Origin of the sequence: Enterobacter sp. MEB024, from assembly GCF_030209635.1 — a bacterium.
Taxonomy (GTDB): domain Bacteria; phylum Pseudomonadota; class Gammaproteobacteria; order Enterobacterales; family Enterobacteriaceae; genus Enterobacter; species Enterobacter ludwigii.
The window spans coordinates 13,309-34,635 of sequence record NZ_JARVRQ010000010.1 but is presented as its reverse complement, the minus strand read 5'-3'; the positions used below and the strand labels follow the sequence as shown (position 1 = coordinate 34,635).

General features: G+C 54.7%; 19 protein-coding genes. 12 read left to right on the top strand and 7 right to left on the bottom strand.

The window, feature by feature from the left end; genetic code table 11:
- Positions 1-22: 22 nt before the first annotated feature.
- The 7 genes from yhdP to csrD all read right to left on the bottom strand — a co-directional run bounded on the left by yhdP (position 23) and on the right by csrD (position 10,759).
- Entirely contained in the window at positions 23-3,823 is a 3,801-nt protein-coding gene (yhdP, locus tag QRN24_RS16350; RefSeq protein ID WP_284942884.1) for an AsmA2 domain-containing protein YhdP, read from the bottom strand.
- Positions 3,824-3,865: 42 nt separating this feature from the next.
- Positions 3,866-5,335: a ribonuclease G gene (gene rng / locus QRN24_RS16345; protein ID WP_014885432.1), complete on the bottom strand. Its 1,470-nt coding sequence runs from the start codon at positions 5,333-5,335 to the stop codon at positions 3,866-3,868.
- A complete protein-coding gene (locus QRN24_RS16340; protein ID WP_014171859.1) occupies positions 5,325-5,918 on the bottom strand; it encodes a Maf family protein in 594 nt (197 codons plus the stop codon). The genes rng and QRN24_RS16340 overlap by 11 nt, the downstream gene beginning before the upstream one ends.
- Before the next feature lie 9 nt (positions 5,919-5,927).
- Positions 5,928-6,416 (bottom strand): rod shape-determining protein MreD, encoded by a 489-nt coding sequence (gene mreD, locus QRN24_RS16335; RefSeq protein WP_014071997.1) that lies wholly within the window; start codon positions 6,414-6,416, stop codon positions 5,928-5,930.
- Positions 6,416-7,432 carry a rod shape-determining protein MreC gene (mreC, locus tag QRN24_RS16330; protein ID WP_014171860.1) on the bottom strand — a complete coding sequence of 339 codons (1,017 nt, stop codon included), beginning with the start codon at positions 7,430-7,432 and terminating at the stop codon, positions 6,416-6,418. The genes mreD and mreC overlap by 1 nt, the downstream gene beginning before the upstream one ends.
- Before the next feature lie 61 nt (positions 7,433-7,493).
- Positions 7,494-8,537, bottom strand: a complete 1,044-nt coding sequence (gene mreB / locus QRN24_RS16325) for a rod shape-determining protein MreB (protein WP_000913396.1) — start codon at positions 8,535-8,537, stop codon at positions 7,494-7,496.
- A 281-nt stretch (positions 8,538-8,818) separates the two neighbouring features.
- Entirely contained in the window at positions 8,819-10,759 is a 1,941-nt protein-coding gene (gene csrD / locus QRN24_RS16320; RefSeq protein ID WP_044857343.1) for an RNase E specificity factor CsrD, read from the bottom strand.
- A 182-nt stretch (positions 10,760-10,941) separates the two neighbouring features.
- On the opposite strand from csrD, the gene acuI reads away from it, so the two are divergent.
- The 12 genes from acuI (at position 10,942) to fis (ending at position 21,306) form a co-directional block, all read left to right on the top strand.
- On the top strand, positions 10,942-11,916 hold the full coding sequence (gene acuI / locus QRN24_RS16315; protein ID WP_020883505.1) for an acrylyl-CoA reductase (NADPH): 975 nt from the start codon (positions 10,942-10,944) through the stop codon (positions 11,914-11,916).
- Between the two features lie 77 nt (positions 11,917-11,993).
- Positions 11,994-12,995, top strand: coding sequence for a protein-methionine-sulfoxide reductase catalytic subunit MsrP (msrP, locus tag QRN24_RS16310; RefSeq protein WP_020883504.1), 1,002 nt, complete (start codon positions 11,994-11,996; stop codon positions 12,993-12,995).
- Positions 12,996-13,595 carry a protein-methionine-sulfoxide reductase heme-binding subunit MsrQ gene (gene msrQ, locus QRN24_RS16305; RefSeq protein ID WP_014171864.1) on the top strand — a complete coding sequence of 200 codons (600 nt, stop codon included), beginning with the start codon at positions 12,996-12,998 and terminating at the stop codon, positions 13,593-13,595.
- 234 nt (positions 13,596-13,829) lie between these two features.
- Positions 13,830-14,282, top strand: coding sequence for a type II 3-dehydroquinate dehydratase (gene aroQ, locus QRN24_RS16300; protein WP_014171865.1), 453 nt, complete (start codon positions 13,830-13,832; stop codon positions 14,280-14,282).
- Positions 14,283-14,303: 21 nt separating this feature from the next.
- The gene (accB, locus tag QRN24_RS16295; RefSeq protein ID WP_014171866.1) at positions 14,304-14,765 is read left to right on the top strand and encodes an acetyl-CoA carboxylase biotin carboxyl carrier protein; all 462 of its coding nucleotides are present in this window, start codon (positions 14,304-14,306) and stop codon (positions 14,763-14,765) included.
- Positions 14,766-14,775: 10 nt separating this feature from the next.
- The gene (accC, locus tag QRN24_RS16290) at positions 14,776-16,125 is read left to right on the top strand and encodes an acetyl-CoA carboxylase biotin carboxylase subunit (protein WP_020883502.1); all 1,350 of its coding nucleotides are present in this window, start codon (positions 14,776-14,778) and stop codon (positions 16,123-16,125) included.
- Between the two features lie 110 nt (positions 16,126-16,235).
- On the top strand, positions 16,236-16,478 hold the full coding sequence (locus QRN24_RS16285; RefSeq protein ID WP_006178860.1) for a YhdT family protein: 243 nt from the start codon (positions 16,236-16,238) through the stop codon (positions 16,476-16,478).
- Entirely contained in the window at positions 16,468-17,919 is a 1,452-nt protein-coding gene (gene panF / locus QRN24_RS16280; protein WP_020883501.1) for a sodium/pantothenate symporter, read from the top strand. The genes QRN24_RS16285 and panF overlap by 11 nt, the downstream gene beginning before the upstream one ends.
- Positions 17,920-17,930: 11 nt before the next feature.
- Positions 17,931-18,812, top strand: coding sequence for a 50S ribosomal protein L11 methyltransferase (gene prmA / locus QRN24_RS16275; RefSeq protein ID WP_020883500.1), 882 nt, complete (start codon positions 17,931-17,933; stop codon positions 18,810-18,812).
- 137 nt (positions 18,813-18,949) lie between these two features.
- Positions 18,950-19,690: a carbonic anhydrase gene (locus QRN24_RS16270; protein WP_020883499.1), complete on the top strand. Its 741-nt coding sequence runs from the start codon at positions 18,950-18,952 to the stop codon at positions 19,688-19,690.
- A 330-nt stretch (positions 19,691-20,020) separates the two neighbouring features.
- The gene (gene dusB, locus QRN24_RS16265; protein ID WP_014171871.1) at positions 20,021-20,986 is read left to right on the top strand and encodes a tRNA dihydrouridine synthase DusB; all 966 of its coding nucleotides are present in this window, start codon (positions 20,021-20,023) and stop codon (positions 20,984-20,986) included.
- A 23-nt stretch (positions 20,987-21,009) separates the two neighbouring features.
- Positions 21,010-21,306: a DNA-binding transcriptional regulator Fis gene (gene fis, locus QRN24_RS16260; RefSeq protein WP_000462905.1), complete on the top strand. Its 297-nt coding sequence runs from the start codon at positions 21,010-21,012 to the stop codon at positions 21,304-21,306.
- Positions 21,307-21,327: the final 21 nt, after the last annotated feature.

Here is a 21,327-nt window from a genome sequence, read left to right as displayed (position 1 = left end):
GCAATTACCTGCCCACGTCAAATCATTGCTGTGCATCTTTGCGCGGCTGGCGCAACACTTCATTAATCTGCGGTTTATCCACCGGCCCGGTGATGCGATAGCGCAGAATAGAGACTTTGCTCCACAGCGGCCCCAGCACTTTACTGGCGGCAAACACCGCCGCACCGACAATCGGGTTCACCACAAAAGCCGCCGCCACGCCGACGGTGGCAGAAATTTCAGGTGCCACCACCGCTTCCATATCCAGTTCGCGGCGCACGAGGTTGACCGAGCCTTTCATCGCAATATCCGCTTCCAGGCCGTCCACCAGCGTATCGTCGGTATGCAGCACCCCGTCTTTGATCCATGCCGTACTGCGGATGGAGTCATAATAGAAACCTTCGCTGAAGGTATCGCTAAAGTCGAAACGCAGCTTACGCAGCAGGGCATCAAAGCTCAACAGACGCAGTATCTGGCCCGCATGCCCGGTACTCACATCGGCAATCTCACCCTTGCCAAAGCGGGTTTTCAGAATGCCGTTCAGTGAGGCTTCATCCGGCGTCCACGGTGCCGCACGCCAGTGGAGATCGTAATTCACGTCAAATGATGACCCCCGCAGCGGCGTGCTGATGCCAAAGAAGTTAGCCACGGAATCCAGTTTATTGCCCTTGATGTCGCCCTTCAAAGAGGTTCGCTGCTCGCCCGGGTTATTAACCCACTCCCCGGCGGCCCTCAGACGGCCAAAGCCGGTGTCGATAAGCCCGCCCGCAAGGCTCAGCGTATTCCCCTTAATGGCGAAATCGCCGTCAATACGGCCATACTTTTGACCCCAAAGCCAGCACTCAGCACAGCGTAGCTGGAGATCGGGCCAGCCGCTGAAGTCGATACGGGTTGGGTTATTCAACGGCGCCGTATTTGACGGACGATCTTTTCCGCTCGCGGTGGCCGGGTTGTAGTAAAGATAGCGAATCGCCGCCTGCCACGGCGCGTTGTCGCGCATGGTCAGCGTGCCATTGATCTCCCGGCCCTGGGCTTCGACTTTTGACCCGTTCGCCGTGGGCTGCGAAACAATGCTCAGGTTATTCCACTGCTGTCCACCCAGCATCAGCGACGGCGTACGAACAGTAATGCTCTGCGGGAACTGGGCAGCCTCATCAACGTTTTGGCCTACGCCCTTCTGGAACAGAGCCAGCCACTCGGCCCCGTCCATTGGTGGCAGATTAAGCTCAATGCCGGTGTGATCGGGCAGCGGCGGCGTGGTACGGCTGTCCGTCGTCCAGATGGCTCTGTCGAGCGTGAGCTTACGGTTAAGCAGCCAGCGGCTGTTGAAATGGTTTTTCTCACCCGCACTGCCGGTCAGCGCGAAGCTGTTAAGATTGCCATCGACGTTAACCTTTATTGGCAGGGGTTGACCGGACGATTTATCCAGCGGTGCAGGCAACTGGCTCTGAATGTTTTTCAGATCGCCGGTGATATCAACTTTATAGCGCGCACCGGCGTGATAAGGCAGTTCAATTGCCACCTTGCCATTCCAGGAGACTGTACCGTTAACGGACTCCTCAATCGGCTTCGGCAGAACATCCATGCGCGATGGCTGCCAGTTGCCGTCCAGGTTGACGGCTACCTGATAAGCTTTCTCGCCCTCGGTGGTCGAGAAATCAATATTCACAGGCTGATTAAACCAGCTGGCCGTGAGCGGCTCGCTCTTCAGATTACCGTTCTCAAAGCTAAATTGCCCGCTGAGATTCTTCAGGGTGCTTTCAAGCGGCTTAATATACAGGCTGTTGTTATTGAGACGGACGTCGCCTTTGGCGGTGGTCATTTCACCGTCGAGCGGGATATCAAGATGTAAGCGAGCACTCACATCGCCATCCAGCTGCAGCTGCTGAAGGGTGGCTGCCAGTGACTCTTTCAGCGGCGTGTCTTCAAAATAGGGGCCGACCGCTTTCCCGGGGCCGTTAATGTCGGCATCAATCAAAAGCTTCTCTTTTGAGTAATCCGGAATGTTTGCCGTCAGGTTACTGGCCGTTACGCCGCCCAGCGCCACGTTGTCTGCCTTCATCCATAATCCGTCATTGATAAAATTAAGTTCAATGTCGAGATTTTTCAGCGCAGGCCAGCCCGGCTGGAAGGCAAAGGTGGCATTGTGCAGCGGCACCAGCACCTGGAATTGACCTTCATTGTGCTTGTACGGGAAAAGATGCGGATTACCGCCGTAGACCAGGGTGGCATTATCCGCCTGACCGCCCTGGATCGCGCCGCTCAGATAGTCTACCAGCGCTTTGCCCATCAGGTTCTCGGGGAAGTAGCGCCAGGCCTGAGAACCGTCGTTAGTGCTGATCCCGGCCAGAATACCCAGCCACGGCTCTTCACCTTCAGGCTGCAGATAGCGGAAATCGCCACGCGCATGCACCGCTTTGGCTTTCACATCGATATGGCGCCCATCCAGCTGGAAGCCTTTATCGTTACGCAGCCAGTTGAGCACCGCATTGCCTTGTTCAATTTCCAGCGGCGCACGGAAGACCGTTTCGTAAGGCATTCTGGCGTCATGCATATCGACCGTTAGCCTGCCGTTCTCAACGCTCCCTTCCAGCTTACCGCTGAAGTTTTCCGCGCCCGGTAACATCTTCCACTGCTTCCAGGCCAGACCTTTCCATGCGGCCTGAAAACGGGTCTTTTCCGTGGCCTGAAGCGGGATATCCAGCGCCAGCGAATCTATCTTTCCGCTTGGCTGCGTTGCCAGCCAGATCTCCCCCAGGTCCGGAGAGAGCTTGGCGGCCATCGAGCGCAGACCTTCTATTGCGGCCAGATCAAGGTTGCTGGCGCGAATACGCAGCTCGTCACTGCGTTTGCTGGTCGCCCCACCGACATCCTGCTCCGGCATCCAGGCCAGCGTCAGAGCACCGCGCGGCCAGGGTTTGTTATCCATGGTGATGCGTGTGTCCGGAATGGCAAACTGCCAGCCCTCTTTCTCTTTCGTCACGTGCGCGGTGAGGTTATCGACCGAAAGTTGATGCTGCTGTTTTTCGCCCTTCCAGCTTGCGCCCCCCTGCTTAAGCCAGATATCGCCGCTGGCAAATACCCCTTTCGTCAGGGTCATCCAGCCTTCAAGGCTAAAACGGGCGGTTTCCAGCTGCATATTTTGCTGTAACCAGTCGCCGAGCCACGGCTTAACATCCACGTCGTCGGCCTGCAGCCATACCTTGCCGTTATTTAACAAACCGTCGTCGTCGCGCAGATCCATACGAACCTGCATCACGCCGTGCTGGCCGTTCAGGCTGGAGAGATTCACCTGTCCTTCCGCGCGATGGCGTTCTTTGCCGTTGAGCCAGGTCAGCTGTGGGATCGCCAGTTCAGCGCGCTGCCCGGAGAGGGTAATAAAGCTCACTTCGCTGTCGCGCAGATCGAAATGATCGAACTGACGCAGGAAGAGATCGCTGAAGCGGTTGGTTTCAAGGCTCTGATTGCTATCGCCGCCGGACAGCGGGGTATTGGTCAGAAACTGAAGCTGATAAAAGGTGAGATCGCGGAACTGCCAGCGAAAATGGAGCAGGCTTTGCCAGACATCCAGCGCCAGGGTAACGCGTTTGATTTTCAGATAGCCGCCATCTTTCAGGCTGGCATTGATATCCCGGACATCAAGCGTCGGGCCAAAATTCTGCCAGCTGGCGCTTATCTGGCTCACGTCCACCGGGACACCGGTGGTGGATTCGATTTTTGCCAGCAGCTGCGGACGCCAGCTGTCCAGATGCGGTAAAACGAGGCGCAGCCCGCTCACGAGCAACGCGACAATCACGACCAGCGTTGCCCCTGTAAGCAATAAAATCCCCGGCAATCGCCTCACTCATCTCTCCTTGTCAGCTTTGGTCACGCGGCGTACCGCGTCTTACATCATCACGACGTCAAACTGCTCCTGGTTATAGAGCGGTTCGATTTGAACTTTTACCTGTTTGCCGACAAAGATTTCCACTTCCGCCAGCGCGTGCGACTCTTCGCCTTTCAGCGCTTCAGCCACCGCAGGGGAAGCATAGACCAGAAAACGATCGGAGTCGTAGGCATGATGAACGCGAACGATTTCACGCATGATCTCGTAGCAGACGGTCTCAACCGTCTTTACTGTGCCACGTCCGTGGCAGGTTGGGCATTCATTGCACAGCACGTGCTCCACGCTTTCGCGGGTACGCTTACGCGTCATTTCCACCAGCCCCAGCTGTGAGAAGCCGTTGATGCTGGTTTTCACGCGATCTTTACTCAGTGCCTGCTCCAGCGAGTGCAGCACACGACGGCGATGGTCTTCATTACTCATATCGATAAAGTCGATGATGATAATGCCACCCAGATTGCGCAGGCGAAGCTGGCGGGCGATGGCCTGCGTGGCTTCGATGTTGGTATTAAAGATGGTGTCATCCAGGTTGCGATGGCCGACAAACGCGCCGGTGTTGATATCCACCGTCGTCATCGCTTCGGTCTGATCGATGATCAGATAGCCGCCGGACTTCAGTTCAACCTTGCGTTCCAGCGCTCGCTGGATCTCATTTTCGACGTCATAGAGATCGAAGATAGGCTGACGCCCCGTGTAATGCTCCAGCAGGCCAGGCATTTCGGGAATGTATTCGGCGGTAAATTCCAGCAGTGCTTCATAGGTCAGGCGGGAATCCACGCGAATTCTGTCGAGCTGTGCATCGGCAAAATCACGCAGGACGCGCTGAGCAAGCGCCAGTTCGCCGTAAAGCTGGTAGCGGGTCTGGTTGCGTTTTTTACGCTCCATGACTTTGGTCCAGACGCGCTTGAGATAAGCCGCATCAGACGCCAGATCGTCTTCACTGATCCCTTCTGCGGCGGTACGGATGATAAACCCGCCCTGTTCATCGCAGTAAGCGCTGACCACTTTTTTAAGACGCTCGCGCTCGCTTTCGCTCTCAATGCGCTGCGAAACGCCCACGTGCGACGCGCCAGGCATAAAGACCAGATAACGGGAAGGCAAGGTAATGTCGGTCGTCAGACGGGCGCCTTTCGTGCCCAGCGGATCTTTGACGACCTGCACCATCAGATCCTGGCCCTGACGCACCAGTTCGGAGATATCGCGCACGGCAAACTGCTTTTGCTCTTCGCCCGCGACGCACTCGGTATGCGGCATAATGTCGGAGGCATGTAAAAATGCCGCCTTATCCAGTCCAATATCTACAAAAGCCGCCTGCATACCCGGTAGTACACGACTGACACGACCTTTGTAGATATTGCCTACTATTCCGCGCCGCGCTTCACGCTCAATATGAATTTCCTGAAGAATGCCACCATCAATATAGGCCACACGGGTTTCCGATGGCGTTACGTTTACCAACAATTCAGCCGTCATAATTATCCCTTCCCTCACGCAGTGAGTTAAAATTGCTCAGCAACTCATACGTTTCCACCAGCGGTAAGCCGACTACGGCGTGATAGCTGCCATTAATCTTCCTGACAAAACAGCCACCCAGCCCCTGAATACCGTATGCACCTGCCTTATCCATCGGTTCACCGCTGGTGATATAAGCGGCGATCTCGTCGTCGGTAAGCACTCTGAATGTCACGTCCGTCACCACCAGGCAATCCAGCACGTGCTGGCTGTCCGCCAGCGCGACGGCGGTCATTACCTGATGTGTTTGTCCGGACATTTTGCGCAGCATGCGCGCCGCATGTTCAGCGTCGTGCGGTTTCTCAAGCACTTCACCGTTAAGAATAACGATGGTATCTGCCCCCAGCACCGGCAAGTCACGCGGCGTTTGCGCCACGCCTGCCTGCGCTTTCTCACGCGCCAGTCGAGAAACGTACTGCTGGGCACTTTCGCCTTCAGCGCGTTTCTCTTCGATGCCCGTAACAATGCGTTCAAAGGAGACGCCCAGCTGAGTGAGCAACTCCTGACGACGCGGAGAACCAGAAGCAAGATATAGAGACGTCATAGAAACCTTTTATTGCACAGCAAACTGCTGGCGAACCTTACGCATCAGCAGGAACAGCCACGGCCAGAGCACACCGTTTACTACACTACTCCAGAACACTTCCGGTCGGAAAGAGACGTTGATCACTAAAAACTCTGCCCAGAAAACAACGATATCCGCAGCAAGCGACAACAACATCACCACCAGCGCCTGTTGCCAGAGCGCGAGGTTACGAAAGAGCTGGAATTTAAGTGCGACGAGGTACGCAATAATACTCATGGATAAGGCGCGCACGCCAAGCGTAGAGCCACTAATGAGATCCAGTATGGCACCCATCACAAAACCTGTGCCGACATTTACGCGGTGCGGCAGGGCAAGGATCCAGTAGAGCAAAATGAGCAATACCCAGTTTGGCCGGAAAACGAGAATGTCGTCCGGCCAGGGCATGATTTGCAGTAACAGCGCAATGAGAAATGAGAGCCAGATAACCCAGCGTCCCTGGCTACGGTAACTTGCCACTACTGCCCTCCCGAGGAGAGTTTAGGCGGTGGCGGTGCATCCGGCAGCGGCTGCGTTAGCCCCGTAGCAGGGGCCGGTACTGGCGCAGGGGGTCCCATGGCATCCGGTGCCGGCAGAACCTGCGGCATCATTTGCATCAGGCGTTCATTCGCGACGCGATGAACATCTTCAGGCGTCATGGGGTTAGCACCATTGCGGTCGGCGCCCCACAGCAGCAGCAGGTAGCGAAGACGCTGTAACCCCGCGGTTGGACGCGCCTGAATCACGGTATAGGCACGCTGCGTATCAAGCTTCACCGAAGAGACAACCGCAACCGGATACCCTTCAGGGAAACGTCCACCCAGACCCGACGTCACCAGAACGTCGCCCACACGAATGTCCGTGTTAGCCGGCAGATGTTCCAGCTGGAGATCGTCGGTACACCCGTTACCGGCCGCGATGACGCGAATGTCATTACGCAGTACCTGAATCGGCAGCGCATGCGTGGCATCGCAGATCAGCAGAACGCGGCTGGTCAGTTTGGCCACAGCAACAACCTGGCCTACAACGCCTTTATCACTGATAACAGGCTGACCTTCATACACACCGTTCACGCTTCCTTTGTCGATCACTACCTGATCGCTGTAAGGATCGTTGACGGTGGAGATCACCTGCGTCACCATCTTCTGCTCATCCTGACGCAGCGGCGAGCCAAGCAGCTCGCGCAGACGCGCGTTTTCCTGCTTATATTGTCCCAGCATCAGCAGCTCGCTGTTTTTCAACAGCAGTTCCTGACGTAATGCCCGGTTTTCGAGTTCGAGTTGGTCACGTGAAGACAACGTTTGAGAAACGGAGTCGAGCAACTCACGGGGACCATTTGAAATAAAGTAGAAAGGACTGACGGCGGTATCCATGTACGTTCTGATCTGACTGAACGTACCGAGGCGGCTATCGGCAATAATGACCCCAAGCGCAACCAGGACCGCCAGAATGAGGCGAAACTGTAGCGATGGGCCACGGCTAAAAATTGGCTTCATAGGCTATGCGTATTCTCGTGTCAGAGAGAAAGGGTAGCGATACGCTACCCTTTCACAATGACTACTCTTCGCTGAACAAGTCGCCGCCGTGCATGTCGATCATTTCCAGCGCCTTGCCACCACCACGGGCGACGCAAGTCAGTGGATCTTCTGCAACTACGACAGGAATACCTGTCTCTTCCATTAACAGGCGGTCGAGGTTACGCAGCAGCGCACCACCACCGGTCAGAACCATACCGCGCTCGGAGATGTCAGACGCCAGTTCTGGTGGGCACTGTTCCAGAGCAACCATCACTGCGCTCACGATACCGGTCAGAGGTTCCTGCAGCGCTTCCAGAATTTCGTTGGAGTTCAGGGTAAAGCCGCGTGGAACACCTTCAGCCAGGTTACGGCCGCGAACTTCGATTTCACGCACTTCATCGCCCGGGTAAGCGGAACCGATTTCATGCTTGATACGCTCAGCGGTCGCTTCGCCGATCAGGGAACCGTAGTTACGACGCACATAATTAATGATGGCTTCGTCGAAACGATCGCCACCGATACGCACGGAAGAGGAGTACACCACGCCGTTCAGGGAGATAACGGCCACTTCAGTGGTACCACCACCGATATCCACCACCATAGAACCGGTCGCTTCAGAAACAGGCAGACCCGCACCGATTGCCGCCGCCATTGGCTCTTCAATCAGGAACACTTCACGCGCGCCTGCACCCTGGGCTGATTCACGGATTGCGCGACGTTCAACCTGGGTGGCGCCAACCGGCACACACACCAGAACACGCGGGCTTGGGCGCATGAAGCTGTTGCTGTGAACCTGCTTGATGAAGTGCTGAAGCATTTTTTCAGTCACGAAGAAGTCAGCGATAACGCCGTCTTTCATTGGGCGGATTGCGGCGATGTTGCCAGGGGTACGTCCCAGCATCTGCTTCGCGTCATGACCCACCGCGGCTACGCTTTTCGGCGAGCCGGCACGATCCTGACGAATGGCCACAACGGAAGGCTCATTCAATACGATGCCTTGTCCTTTAACGTAAATAAGGGTATTCGCGGTACCCAGGTCAATGGACAGGTCATTGGAAAACATGCCACGAAATTTTTTCAACATACTAAGGGATAATCCTGAAAGCTGGGGCGGAAAACAAAATCCGCTTACTTTACCAACCACACGCAGCAGCGACAAGGCGCAAAAATCATCTGCAGCGGTGAAAATTTGTGCAGTACGTATCCTGATGTTACAAATCTTTCCCTGATTCCCTCAGGGCTGAGTACACAGTAGCGTCCCTCACTGACATTTGTAACCCGCTAAGGGTCGTTCACTGGCTTTTTGCTCGTCATACTCAAAGCTACAGGCGCGATATTCTACGTGAAAACGGATTAAACGGCAGGTCAAACAGAGTATCTTTGCAAATATTTTTTCACATTGGTGTCAAGCGGCTGAGAGGAGGCAAAAAAATCCCCTTGACCGCCCGTCACACCGCGCTCTGTCAACATCTGCCATTCGCTTCTGGAGCGCACGCCCGTGGCAAAGACTTGTGTTCGCGTTCCCTTGCACGCTTCTACCAGACTCTGTACCAGCAGCTGGTTTTCTGTGCGCTTTTCAATGTTCCTTACCAGCCCCGGATGCAGCTTTAATAACTCCACATCCAGTTCCTTAATCCAGTTAGTACTGACCAGCGTTAAACCCGCCTGCGTGACCGCGACACGGGCACCTAGCGCATTAATCAACCGTACTACCGGACGTAACCGGCTGATGTGTTGACCCACATCCGCCTCAGCAAGTTCAAAAATAATGTGTTTGCGTTGCGATTTTTCGCATTGCATTAATGTATCACGCAACCAGCGCTGAAAACGCGGGCGAATTAACGACTCCACGGTAACCTGTAGCGCCAGGTTTTCTTCGGGCCAGAAGGATAAAAACGGCATGAGTCGGGTGATCTGCTGGCGGTCATATTCTTCAGAAAGCCCAAACTGCAGCACCATCGGTAAATATTCCGCGGAGATGACCTCTTCCGTACCGTCAAAAATACGGCACATCAGCTCACGGTGATGAACGTTCCCGTTTTTCATCACCGCCGGTTTTTGATAAATGCGCGGCCCGCCGCGGCTGAGCATTTGCTCTATCAACGTTCGCCAGCGCACATTGCCGCGCCCTTTTTCCGGTAACGAATCGTCATACACAGCCCAGCCGTTAGCGCCCTGCAACACGGCGTTGCGGGTTGCCGCTTCAGCATGTTCCATCACCTGTTCCGTCGACTGGCCGCCGCGCCAGGCACAGATGCCCATATGAACCATATCGTCCCTGTCGAGCATTTTGCTCTGCGGCAGCGCATCCACCGCTTTCAGCAGCTGGCTGGCGATGCTTTCTGACTCTTTCAGCGTACGGTGAGGCAGCAGCACGGCAAAGTCGCTGCGGTGATAACGAGCCAGCAGCGCACCCGGATAACGCATAATAAAGGTGGAGAGCAGGTTGATCAGCGTAAAGAGATTCTCTTCCGCCACGCGCTGTCCCCAGGTGTCGCGCAGCAGATCGAAATCGGGCAGGCGAATCATCATGACAACACCGTGCGTCCCGACTTTTTCCGGATCGTCCAGCAACGTGGCCAGTTGATTATCAAAGAAAAGACGGTTGTTCAGCCCGGTTTTATTATCCTGCGCAGCGTAAGAGCGGATCAGTGTGTCCATACGGCTGCGCTGGTCGCTGGCGAACTGAATTTCTGAGAGCAGCGTATCCAGCGCACTGCTGGCACGCGCAGGCCATTCATGGATCGAGCCACGCACCTGCGGGCCGCGTTCACCGTTCAGTATTCGCACGGAACGCATCTCCAGCAGTTCCTGACCAGAGAGCTGACGGCGCAGCCAGCGAACCGCGAGGAAAATCAGCAGGACAATAAACGCGACGGCGACGGTGAGCGGCGCGGTGGTCATCATCGAGCGGAAGTAGCTGGCCATTGGATCGAGGTAGACCATGTTTATGGTCATGCCCGGGTTTTTAAGGGAGTGCACCGTCACTTCCCGGTACTGGCTTACCACGCCCGCAGGCCGATAGCTGTCCTGCCGGGCATGGCTTAAAACATTATGCTTTCCCTGCAGAATGTCGATTTGGACAATATCGACAGGCACCATCAACTCATCCAGCTCGCGGGACAGCACCGGCAGCGGGGTGGTGAGGAGACGATTATCAATCACCGACGCGACAGACTGCACCCGATTAACCAACTTGTCCTGAATGGCGTTATAAAAGCTCAGTGAACAGCCAAGGAGCGTGACAAAAATGGTCAGCCCCGTCAGTAAGGTGATAAAAGCCGAGAACTTCGTCGTTAATCGCATCCTTGAGATAACTCCGTGGGTTGAGGGGTTAGCGAGTAAGCGCTAACTTGCATTTCAAATGCGGCATACTATCAAACCTGGCGTATCTAGCAATTTATTGCGTTAAATCGGCATTGCTTTTCCCTGAGGGAGTATAGTCTTCAGGAGCTATTTTCCAATCATCTGAGTCGTGAGGACCCTGTATGCAGGCTTTGATCTTAGAACAGCAGGACGGCAAAACGCTTGCCTCGGTGCAGGCCGTTGAAGAGAGCCGACTGCCGGCAGGCGAAGTGACCGTCGACATCGACTGGTCCAGTTTAAATTATAAAGATGCGCTGGCTATTACCGGGAAGGGTAAAATCATCCGAAATTTCCCTATGGTGCCAGGTATCGATTTTGCGGGCCGGGTTCATGCGAGCGAAGATCCGCGCTTCCATGCCGGCCAGCAGGTGCTGCTCACGGGCTGGGGCGTGGGTGAAAATCACTGGGGTGGGCTGGCGACACAGGCGCGCGTGAAAGGCGACTGGCTGGTGCCGATGCCACAAGGCCTGGATGGTCGTAAAGCGATGATCATCGGTACCGCAGGCTTTACCGCCATGCTGTGCGTGATGGCGCTGGAAGATGCCGGTATTCGCCCTGAATCGGGTGAGATCGTCGTGACCGGTGCCAGCGGTGGTGTGGGCAGCACGGCGGTGACATTGCTGCACAAACTGGGTTACCAGGTTGCGGCAGTTTCCGGGCGCGAGAGCACCCACGCGTACCTGCGTCAGCTCGGCGCTAATCGCATCCTGAGCCGCGACGAGTTTGCCGAAACCCGTCCACTGGAAAAACAGCTCTGGGCAGGTGCGGTAGATACCGTCGGTGACAAAGTGCTGGCAAAAGTGCTGGCGCAGATGAACTACGGCGGCTGCGTGGCAGCCTGTGGTCTGGCGGGCGGTTTTGCCCTGCCCACCACCGTGATGCCCTTTATTCTGCGTAACGTTCGCCTGCAGGGTGTTGATTCCGTGATGACCCCGGCGGCGCGCCGTATTGCGGCCTGGGAACGTCTGCAGCGCGATTTGCCGGACACGTTCTTTACTCAGAGCGCAACCGAAATCACGCTTAGCCAGGCGCCTGAATATGCCAGCAAGATCATGGACAACCAGTTCCACGGCCGCGCGCTGGTGAAAATTGCCTAATCTTCAAATTTTCGTGACATATTCGCGCTAATCCCTCTCCTCCGTCATGCTTAGAAAAACGCATGACGGAGGATGCCATGAAAACCCGAAAACTGACGGAAGCCGACGTAACGTCTGAATCTGTCTTTATGTTACAGCGCCGCCAGATCCTGAAAATGCTTGGCATCAGCGCCACCGCACTGACGCTTTCCCCTGCGGCTCATGCCGACCTGCTCGACTGGTTTAAAGGTAACGATCGCCCGAAAGCCCCTTCCGGCGCCCCGCTCACCTTTACGAAACCCGCTCAGTGGCAAAACACACTGACGCTCACGCCGGAAGACAAAGTGACCGGCTATAACAATTTCTACGAATTTGGTCTCGATAAGGCCGATCCTGCGGCCAACGCGGGGAGTATGAAAACCGATCCGTGGACGCTGAAAATCGACGGTGAAGTGGCAAAACCGCTGACGCTGGACCATCACGATCTCACCACCCGTTTTCCACTGGAAGAGCGTATCTACCGCATGCGCTGCGTGGAAGCCTGGTCGATGGTTGTGCCCTGGGTAGGCTTCCCGCTGCATAAACTGCTGGCGATGGTTGAACCCACCAGCAACGCAAAATATGTCTCTTTCCAGACGCGCTACGCCCCGGACGAGATGCCAGGCCAGAAAGATCGGTTTATCGGCGGTGGGCTTGCGTATCCGTATGTCGAAGGGTTACGGCTCGACGAAGCAATGCATCCTCTTACGCTGCTGACCGTCGGTGTTTACGGCAAAGCACTCCCGCCGCAGAACGGCGCGCCTGTTCGCTTAACGGTGCCGTGGAAGTACGGTTTTAAAGGGATTAAATCTATCGTCAGCATTAAGCTCACCCGCGAACGTCCCCCCACGACCTGGAACCTGGCGGCGCCCGACGAATATGGCTTTTTTGCCAATGTGAACCCGCACGTCGATCATCCCCGCTGGTCGCAGGCCACCGAGCGATTTATCGGTTCCGGCGGCGCGCTGGATGTGAAGCGTCAGCCAACACTGCTGTTTAACGGCTACGCTGATGAAGTGGCGTCGCTTTACCGTGGCCTTAATTTACGGGAGAACTTCTGAGTGCGTTTAACGGCAAAACAGATAACCTGGCTGAAAGTGCTGTTGCACTTAGCCGGGTTGCTTCCTTTTATCTGGTTATTCTGGGCCGCCAGCCAGGGGCTTTTTAGCGCTGATCCGGCAAAGGATATCCAGCACTTTACCGGTCGGATGGCTCTGAAATTTTTACTGGCGACCTTGCTGGTGTCACCGTTAGCGCGCTACGCTAAACAGCCATTATTGATACGCACCCGCCGGCTTTTGGGGCTATGGTGTTTTGCCTGGGCGACGCTCCATTTGACCAGCTACGCCTTGCTGGAACTGGGCATTAACAACCTGGCACTGCTGGGCCGCGAACTGGTCACCCGTCCGTACCTGACGTTAGGTATCGTGAGCTGGCTGGTGTTACTGGCATTAGCACTGACATCAACGCAATATGCACAACGTACATTGGGCAGGCGCTGGCAACTGCTGCACAACTTCGTCTATCTTGTCGCGATCCTCGCACCCATCCATTATCTGTGGTCGGTGAAGATCCTCTCCCCGCAGCCCATACTCTACGCGCTGCTGGCTGTGGCGCTTTTAGCATGGCGTTACAAGAAGTTCCGTCAGTGGTTGCGATAATTCGCGAAACTGTGCGTTTTCCCGCAGAATCCCTGTCAACCGCGAATCTTTTTCGGATAGCGGTTGATAATCTTCCCTGATAAGACCAGTATTTAGCTGCCAAATGCTACGAAATCGTTATAATGTGCGACTTTGGTTTACCCGACAGCGGTTTTAGGCCTCTGAAAAGGTGACAATCGTGCTTCGAAGGTATATTTTGTTTTTTACCGGAGAATCGCAGGAGATAGCGGCACAATGGCTGATAAGTTCCATATCTTAGTTTTAAACGGACCGAACCTGAACATGCTCGGCACCCGCGAGCCAGAGAAGTACGGCTCGCTAACATTGAGTGAAATTGTTAACCGTCTGAGCACGGAAGCAACGTCGCTGAATGTGGATTTGGATCATTTTCAGTCGAACGCGGAGTACGCAATCATCGACCGTATTCATCAGGCTAAAGACACTGTGGACTATATCCTGATCAATCCGGCCGCGTTTACGCACACCAGTGTTGCTATTCGCGACGCACTGCTCGCAGTGAGTATCCCGTTTATCGAGATCCACCTGAGCAATGTGCACGCCCGAGAGCCGTTCCGCCACCATTCCTATCTATCAGATATCGCCGCTGGCGTTATTTGCGGACTGGGCGCTGACGGCTATTCATACGCTTTACAGACAGCGGTAAAACGCTTGTCACAATCACACTAAACAAGAGTACGGAACCCACTCATGGATATTCGTAAGATTAAAAAACTGATCGAGCTGGTTGAAGAATCAGGCATCTCCGAACTGGAAATTTCTGAAGGCGAAGAGTCTGTACGCATCAGCCGTGCAGCCCCAGCCGCTAGCTTCCCGGTAATGCAGCAGGCTTATGCTGCGCCAGTGCAGCAGCCTGCGCTTTCCGCAGCCGTTGCACCAGCAGCTGAAGCCGCACCTGCCGCTGCAGCAGAAATCAGTGGTCACATCGTACGTTCCCCAATGGTTGGTACTTTCTACCGCACCCCGAGCCCGGACGCGAAAGCATTCATCGAAGTGGGTCAGAAAGTCAACGCAGGCGATACCCTGTGCATCGTTGAAGCGATGAAAATGATGAACCAGATCGAAGCAGACAAATCAGGCACTGTGAAAGCGATTCTGGTCGAAAGTGGTCAGCCGGTTGAATTTGACGAGCCGCTGGTCGTCATCGAGTAACGAGGCGAACATGCTGGATAAAATTGTTATCGCCAACCGCGGCGAGATTGCACTGCGTATTCTTCGTGCCTGTAAAGAACTGGGCATCAAGACCGTCGCTGTGCACTCAAGCGCGGATCGCGATTTAAAACACGTATTGCTGGCGGATGAGACGGTCTGTATTGGCCCGGCTCCGTCCGTAAAAAGCTATCTGAACATCCCGGCTATCATCAGCGCCGCTGAAATCACCGGCGCGGTGGCAATTCATCCGGGTTATGGCTTCCTCTCTGAGAACGCCAACTTTGCTGAGCAGGTTGAGCGCTCTGGCTTTATCTTCATCGGCCCGAAAGCTGACACTATCCGCCTGATGGGCGACAAAGTGTCCGCAATCACCGCGATGAAAAAAGCCGGTGTTCCAACCGTACCGGGCTCTGACGGTCCTCTGACCGACGACATGGATGCTAACCGTGCTCATGCGAAACGCATTGGCTATCCGGTTATCATCAAGGCGTCCGGCGGCGGCGGCGGTCGCGGTATGCGCGTTGTGCGTAGCGATGCTGAACTGGCTCAGTCCATCTCCATGACCAAAGCGGAAGCGAAAGCAGCTTTCAGCAATGACATGGTGTACATGGAAAAATACCTGGAAAACCCACGCCACATCGAAATTCAGGTGCTGGCTGACGGTCAGGGTAACGCTATCTATCTGGCAGAACGTGACTGCTCCATGCAGCGTCGTCACCAGAAAGTGGTTGAAGAAGCGCCAGCACCGGGCATTACGCCGGAACTGCGTCGCTACATCGGCGAGCGTTGTGCTAAAGCCTGTGTCGATATCGGCTATCGCGGTGCGGGTACTTTCGAGTTCCTGTTCGAAAACGGCGAGTTCTACTTCATTGAGATGAACACCCGTATTCAGGTAGAACACCCGGTTACCGAAATGATTACCGGCGTTGACCTGATCAAAGAACAGCTGCGTATCGCTGCGGGTCAGCCTCTGTCCATCAAACAGGAAGAAGTTGTGGTCAAAGGCCATGCGGTGGAATGCCGTATCAACGCCGAAGACCCGAATACCTTCCTGCCAAGCCCGGGTAAAATCACGCGTTTCCACGCGCCGGGTGGCTTTGGTGTGCGTTGGGAGTCTCATATCTACGCGGGTTACACCGTACCGCCGTACTATGACTCCATGATCGGTAAGCTTATCTGCTACGGCGAAAACCGTGACGTGGCAATTGCCCGCATGAAGAACGCCCTGCAGGAGCTGATCATCGACGGTATCAAAACCAACGTTGAACTGCAGATGCGTATCATGAGCGACGAGCACTTCCAGAATGGTGGGACTAACATCCACTATCTGGAGAAAAAACTCGGTCTGCAAGAGAAGTAATCGCGCAGTCACGCCAAAAAGGCCGGATCATCCGGCCTTTTTTTATTTCTGGGGATCGGAAAGCCCCATCATGTACAATCCCCGCTTTATTCATCCACAAGGGACAAAAAATGGACAAGCGTTTTGTTCAGGCCCATAAAGAAGCGCGATGGGCGCTGTGGCTGACCCTTCTCTATCTTGCCGCATGGTTGGTGACCGCTTACTTACCTGACTCGGCTATTGGCATTACCGGCCTGCCTCACTGGTTCGAAATGGCCTGCCTGCTGGTGCCGCTGGTCTTTATCCTGCTGTGCTGGGCAATGGTGAAATTTATCTACCGGGATATTCCGCTGGAGGATGATGATGCAGCTTGAAGTCATTCTGCCGCTGGTCGCGTACCTGGTGGTCGTGTTTGGTTTGTCCGTTTATGCAATGCGTAAGAGAACGACCGGCACCTTCCTGAATGAGTATTTCCTCGGCAGTCGCTCGATGGGCGGTGTCGTGCTGGCCATGACGCTTACCGCCACCTATATCAGCGCCAGCTCGTTTATCGGTGGCCCCGGTGCAGCCTATAAATACGGGTTAGGTTGGGTGCTGCTGGCAATGATTCAGCTGCCTGCCGTCTGGCTCTCGCTGGGTATACTGGGTAAAAAGTTTGCCATTCTGGCACGCCGTTATAACGCCGTGACGCTCAACGATATGCTGTTTGCGCGCTACCAGAGCCGTCTGCTGGTGTGGCTGGCAAGCTTGAGCCTGCTGGTCGCGTTTATTGGTGCAATGACGGTGCAGTTCATCGGCGGGGCACGTCTGCTGGAAACCGCTGCAGGGATCCCCTATGAGACGGGCCTTATCATCTTTGGAGTGAGCATTGCGCTGTATACCGCCTTTGGCGGATTTCGCGCCAGCGTGCTGAACGATACGCTGCAGGGGATGGTGATGCTCGTCGGCACAATCGTTCTGCTGGTGGGAATTGTTCACGCCGCAGGTGGTCTGAGCCATGCCGTTGAAACTCTGGAAGCGATTGACCCGAAACTGATTTCCCCGCAGGGTGCGGATGATATCCTTTCGCCAACATTTATGACGTCGTTCTGGGTGCTGGTGTGCTTTGGTGTTATTGGCCTGCCGCATACCGCCGTGCGTTGTATCTCATATAAAGACAGCAAAGCCGTTCACCGGGGTATTATTATTGGGACGGTCGTTGTTGCAATCCTGATGTTCGGCATGCATCTGGCGGGTGCGTTAGGACGTGCGGTTATCCCCGACCTTACGGTTCCCGATTTGGTGATCCCGACCCTGATGGTCAAAGTGCTTCCGCCTTTTGCCGCGGGGATATTCCTCGCCGCGCCAATGGCCGCCATAATGTCGACCATTAACGCCCAGCTACTGCAGAGTTCCGCTACGATCATTAAAGATCTCTATCTGAACCTGCGTCCTGAGCAGGTTCAAAATGAACGACGCCTGAAGCGTATGTCGGCGGTGATTACGCTCGTTTTAGGCGCGCTGCTGCTGTTAGCCGCATGGCGTCCGCCGGAGATGATCATCTGGCTGAACCTGCTGGCGTTTGGCGGCCTTGAAGCCGTCTTCCTGTGGCCGCTGGTATTGGGCCTCTACTGGGAGCGCGCCAACGCTGCCGGCGCCCTGAGCGGCATGATTGTCGGCGGTGTGCTGTATGCCGTGCTAGCTACATTTAAAATTCAGTACCTGGGCTTCCATCCTATTGTGCCTTCGTTACTGTTAAGTTTACTGGCGTTTGTGGTCGGGAACCGTTTCGGTCAGCCTGTCCCACAGCCCGCTACGATTTCTACTGATAAATAAAGAGTTTTGCCATGCCGTGGATCCAACTAAAACTGAATACAACCGGCGCTAACGCCGAAGAGCTAAGCGATGCGCTGATGGAAGTCGGTTCGGTCTCCATCACCTTCCAGGACACGCATGACACGCCGGTGTTTGAGCCACTGCCGGGCGAAACCCGCCTGTGGGGTGATACCGACGTTATTGGCCTGTTTGATGCAGAAACTGACATGAAAGAGGTTGTCGCGATCCTGGAAAATCATCCGCTGCTGGGTGCGGGTTTTGCACACAAAATCGAACAGCTGGAAGACAAAGACTGGGAACGCGAGTGGATGGATAACTTCCACCCGATGCAGTTCGGTAAACGTCTGTGGATCTGCCCGAGCTGGCGTGACGTTCCGGATGAAAACGCGGTAAACGTGATGCTGGATCCGGGCCTGGCATTTGGGACCGGTACTCACCCGACGACTTCTCTGTGCCTGCAGTGGCTGGACAGTCTGGATCTGGACGGCAAGACGGTGATCGACTTCGGATGCGGATCCGGGATCCTCGCTATCGCGGCGCTGAAACTGGGCGCGGCCAAAGCCATTGGGATCGATATCGATCCACAGGCTATTCAGGCCAGCCGTGATAACGCTGAACGCAACGGCGTTTCTGACCGTCTTGAACTGTATCTGCCGGATGCGCAGCCAGAAGCCATGAAAGCCGATGTGGTGGTGGCGAACATTCTGGCCGGCCCATTACGCGAACTGGCCCCGTTAATCAGCGTACTGCCCGTTGACGGCGGTCTGCTGGGGCTTTCCGGGATCCTGGCAAGCCAGGCTGACAGCGTTTGCGAAGCCTACGCCGATCTTTTCGCCCTCGATCCGGTGGTCGAAAAAGAAGAGTGGTGTCGTATTACGGGCCGTAAAAAGTAAGCCATTGGCGTGGTCATCTGACCACGCCTCTCTTCCTCCGATAATCCTCTCTTCCCGTGCCCTTCTCCGGTAAAATACCCACACAAATCATATTGATAAAAATGGTTTGAACCACAATAATTCACCGGAAGAATACTATGACCCACTTTACTGGCAAGGCAGCGCTCTTTGCGCTGAGCATTATCTCGGCTTCAGCCTGCGCATCACACTGGAGCTACGAAGGCGAAGGCGCACCGGAACACTGGGGCGAACTGGACGAGGCTTATAAAACCTGTCAAAGCGGGATGAATCAGTCCCCCATCAACATTGAATCCACTGCGAACGCGCACCTCTCCCCGCTGCAAACGCATTACATTGATGGCCCTGTGACGCTGACGAACAACGGCCACACCATTCAGGCAAGTGAAAAGCCGGAAACCCGCGATACCCTAACCCTCGATAAGCAAACCTGGACCCTGCAACAGTTCCATTTCCACGCGCCGAGCGAAAACACCGTGCATGGCAAGAAATTTGCGATGGAAATGCATCTGGTGCACAAAAACGCGGCCGGTGAGCTGGCGGTAGTGGCGGTCATGTTCGATAAAGGGGCCGCAAACCCGGAACTGAATAAGCTGTGGAGCGTCATGCCTGAGCAGGCCGAACAGAACGTCTCCATTAAGCAGGATCTCAATCTGAACAAGCTGATTCCAAAAGATAAAACGTACTGGCGCTTTAGCGGCTCGCTGACCACACCGCCGTGCTCAGAGGGGGTAACCTGGATTGTACTGAAGCACCCGCTGACCGTCTCTGCAGAGCAGCTTGAGAAATTCTCCCACACGATGCACCACGAAAATAACCGCCCGGTACAACCCCTTCATGGTCGCGTAGTCGTCGAATAATGCGCATTTTTCGCATGCTGATCATGTTCTAAAATGCGACTCAGATCGCAAACAAGCGGGATAATCTGCTGCTAAAAACAGCAGATTATCCCGCTCAAGTGATGCATTTATTCAGAAATGATGAGAAGTTACGGGAAATTGTAAGCGGCTATAAAATAATCATTCCATCATAACTTTATGATTTAACAGGTTTATAATTTTCACCTGAAGGACAGAGCGGCGATTCCTTGATCTACAACAGTGGATTGTTCAAAGTTTGGCCTTTCATCTCGTGCAAAAAATGCGTAATATACGCCGCCTTGCAGTCACAGTATGGTCATTTCTTAACTCATGCGCATCGGACACTACCAGCTCAGAAATCGCCTGATCGCAGCCCCAATGGCAGGTATTACCGACCGGCCGTTCAGGACGCTGTGCTATGAGATGGGGGCAGGTTTAACCGTTTCCGAGATGATGTCGTCTAACCCACAAGTGTGGGAAAGCGATAAGTCCCGCCTTCGGATGGTGCACGTTGATGAACCAGGTATTCGCACCGTGCAAATTGCCGGAAGCGTGCCTGAAGAGATGGCAGATGCCGCGCGGATTAACGTGGAAAGTGGCGCCCAGATTATTGATATCAATATGGGTTGCCCGGCCAAGAAAGTGAATCGCAAGCTTGCAGGTTCAGCCCTTCTGCAATACCCCGACCAGGTGAAGTCTATCCTGACCGCGGTTGTCAGCGCAGTGGACGTTCCTGTTACGTTGAAGATTCGCACGGGTTGGTCGCCGGAACACCGTAACTGTGTAGAGATTGCCCAACTGGCCGAAGACTGTGGCATTCAGGCCCTGACCATCCATGGACGCACTCGCGCCTGTTTGTTCAATGGTGAAGCTGAATACGACAGCATTCGGGCAGTTAAGCAGAAAGTTTCCATTCCGGTTATCGCGAATGGTGACATTACTGACCCGCTTAAAGCCAGAGCTGTGCTCGACTATACGGGAGCTGATGCTCTGATGATAGGACGTGCCGCTCAGGGAAGACCCTGGATCTTTCGGGAAATCCAGCATTATCTGGACACTGGGGAGTTGCTTGCCCCACTGCCACTGGCAGAGGTAAAGCGCTTGCTTTGTTCGCATGTTCGGGAATTGCATGACTTTTATGGTCAGGCAAAAGGGTACCGAATTGCGCGTAAACACGTATCCTGGTATCTCCAGGAGCACGCTCCAAATGACCAGTTTCGGCGCACATTCAACGCCATAGAGGATGCCAGCGTACAGCTGGAGGCGTTGGAGGCATACTTCGAAAATCTTGCGTAATGAAATAAAGAGCTGACAGAACTATGTTCGAACAACGCGTAAATTCTGACGTACTGACCGTTTCTACCGTTAACTCTCAGGATCAGGTAACTCAAAAGCCCCTGCGTGACTCGGTTAAACAGGCACTGAAGAACTATTTTGCTCAACTGAACGGTCAGGATGTTAATGACCTGTATGAGCTGGTATTGGCTGAAGTTGAACAGCCACTGTTGGACATGGTGATGCAATACACCCGCGGTAACCAAACCCGCGCTGCCCTGATGATGGGTATCAACCGTGGTACACTGCGTAAGAAACTGAAAAAATACGGCATGAACTAATTTCGGTTAGCGAAATGCTTG

Coding starts and splice junctions, on each gene's coding strand:
- rng (WP_014885432.1), bottom strand. CDS start 5,335: ATGACGGCTGAATTGTTGGTAAACGTAACGCCATCGGAAACCCGTGTG.
- QRN24_RS16340 (WP_014171859.1), bottom strand. CDS start 5,918: ATGACGTCTCTATATCTTGCTTCTGGTTCTCCGCGTCGTCAGGAGTTG.
- mreC (WP_014171860.1), bottom strand. CDS start 7,432: ATGAAGCCAATTTTTAGCCGTGGCCCATCGCTACAGTTTCGCCTCATT.
- mreB (WP_000913396.1), bottom strand. CDS start 8,537: ATGTTGAAAAAATTTCGTGGCATGTTTTCCAATGACCTGTCCATTGAC.
- csrD (WP_044857343.1), bottom strand. CDS start 10,759: ATGCGATTAACGACGAAGTTCTCGGCTTTTATCACCTTACTGACGGGG.
- acuI (WP_020883505.1), top strand. CDS start 10,942: ATGCAGGCTTTGATCTTAGAACAGCAGGACGGCAAAACGCTTGCCTCG.
- msrP (WP_020883504.1), top strand. CDS start 11,994: ATGAAAACCCGAAAACTGACGGAAGCCGACGTAACGTCTGAATCTGTC.
- aroQ (WP_014171865.1), top strand. CDS start 13,830: ATGGCTGATAAGTTCCATATCTTAGTTTTAAACGGACCGAACCTGAAC.
- accB (WP_014171866.1), top strand. CDS start 14,304: ATGGATATTCGTAAGATTAAAAAACTGATCGAGCTGGTTGAAGAATCA.
- accC (WP_020883502.1), top strand. CDS start 14,776: ATGCTGGATAAAATTGTTATCGCCAACCGCGGCGAGATTGCACTGCGT.
- QRN24_RS16285 (WP_006178860.1), top strand. CDS start 16,236: ATGGACAAGCGTTTTGTTCAGGCCCATAAAGAAGCGCGATGGGCGCTG.
- panF (WP_020883501.1), top strand. CDS start 16,468: ATGCAGCTTGAAGTCATTCTGCCGCTGGTCGCGTACCTGGTGGTCGTG.
- prmA (WP_020883500.1), top strand. CDS start 17,931: ATGCCGTGGATCCAACTAAAACTGAATACAACCGGCGCTAACGCCGAA.
- QRN24_RS16270 (WP_020883499.1), top strand. CDS start 18,950: ATGACCCACTTTACTGGCAAGGCAGCGCTCTTTGCGCTGAGCATTATC.
- dusB (WP_014171871.1), top strand. CDS start 20,021: ATGCGCATCGGACACTACCAGCTCAGAAATCGCCTGATCGCAGCCCCA.
- fis (WP_000462905.1), top strand. CDS start 21,010: ATGTTCGAACAACGCGTAAATTCTGACGTACTGACCGTTTCTACCGTT.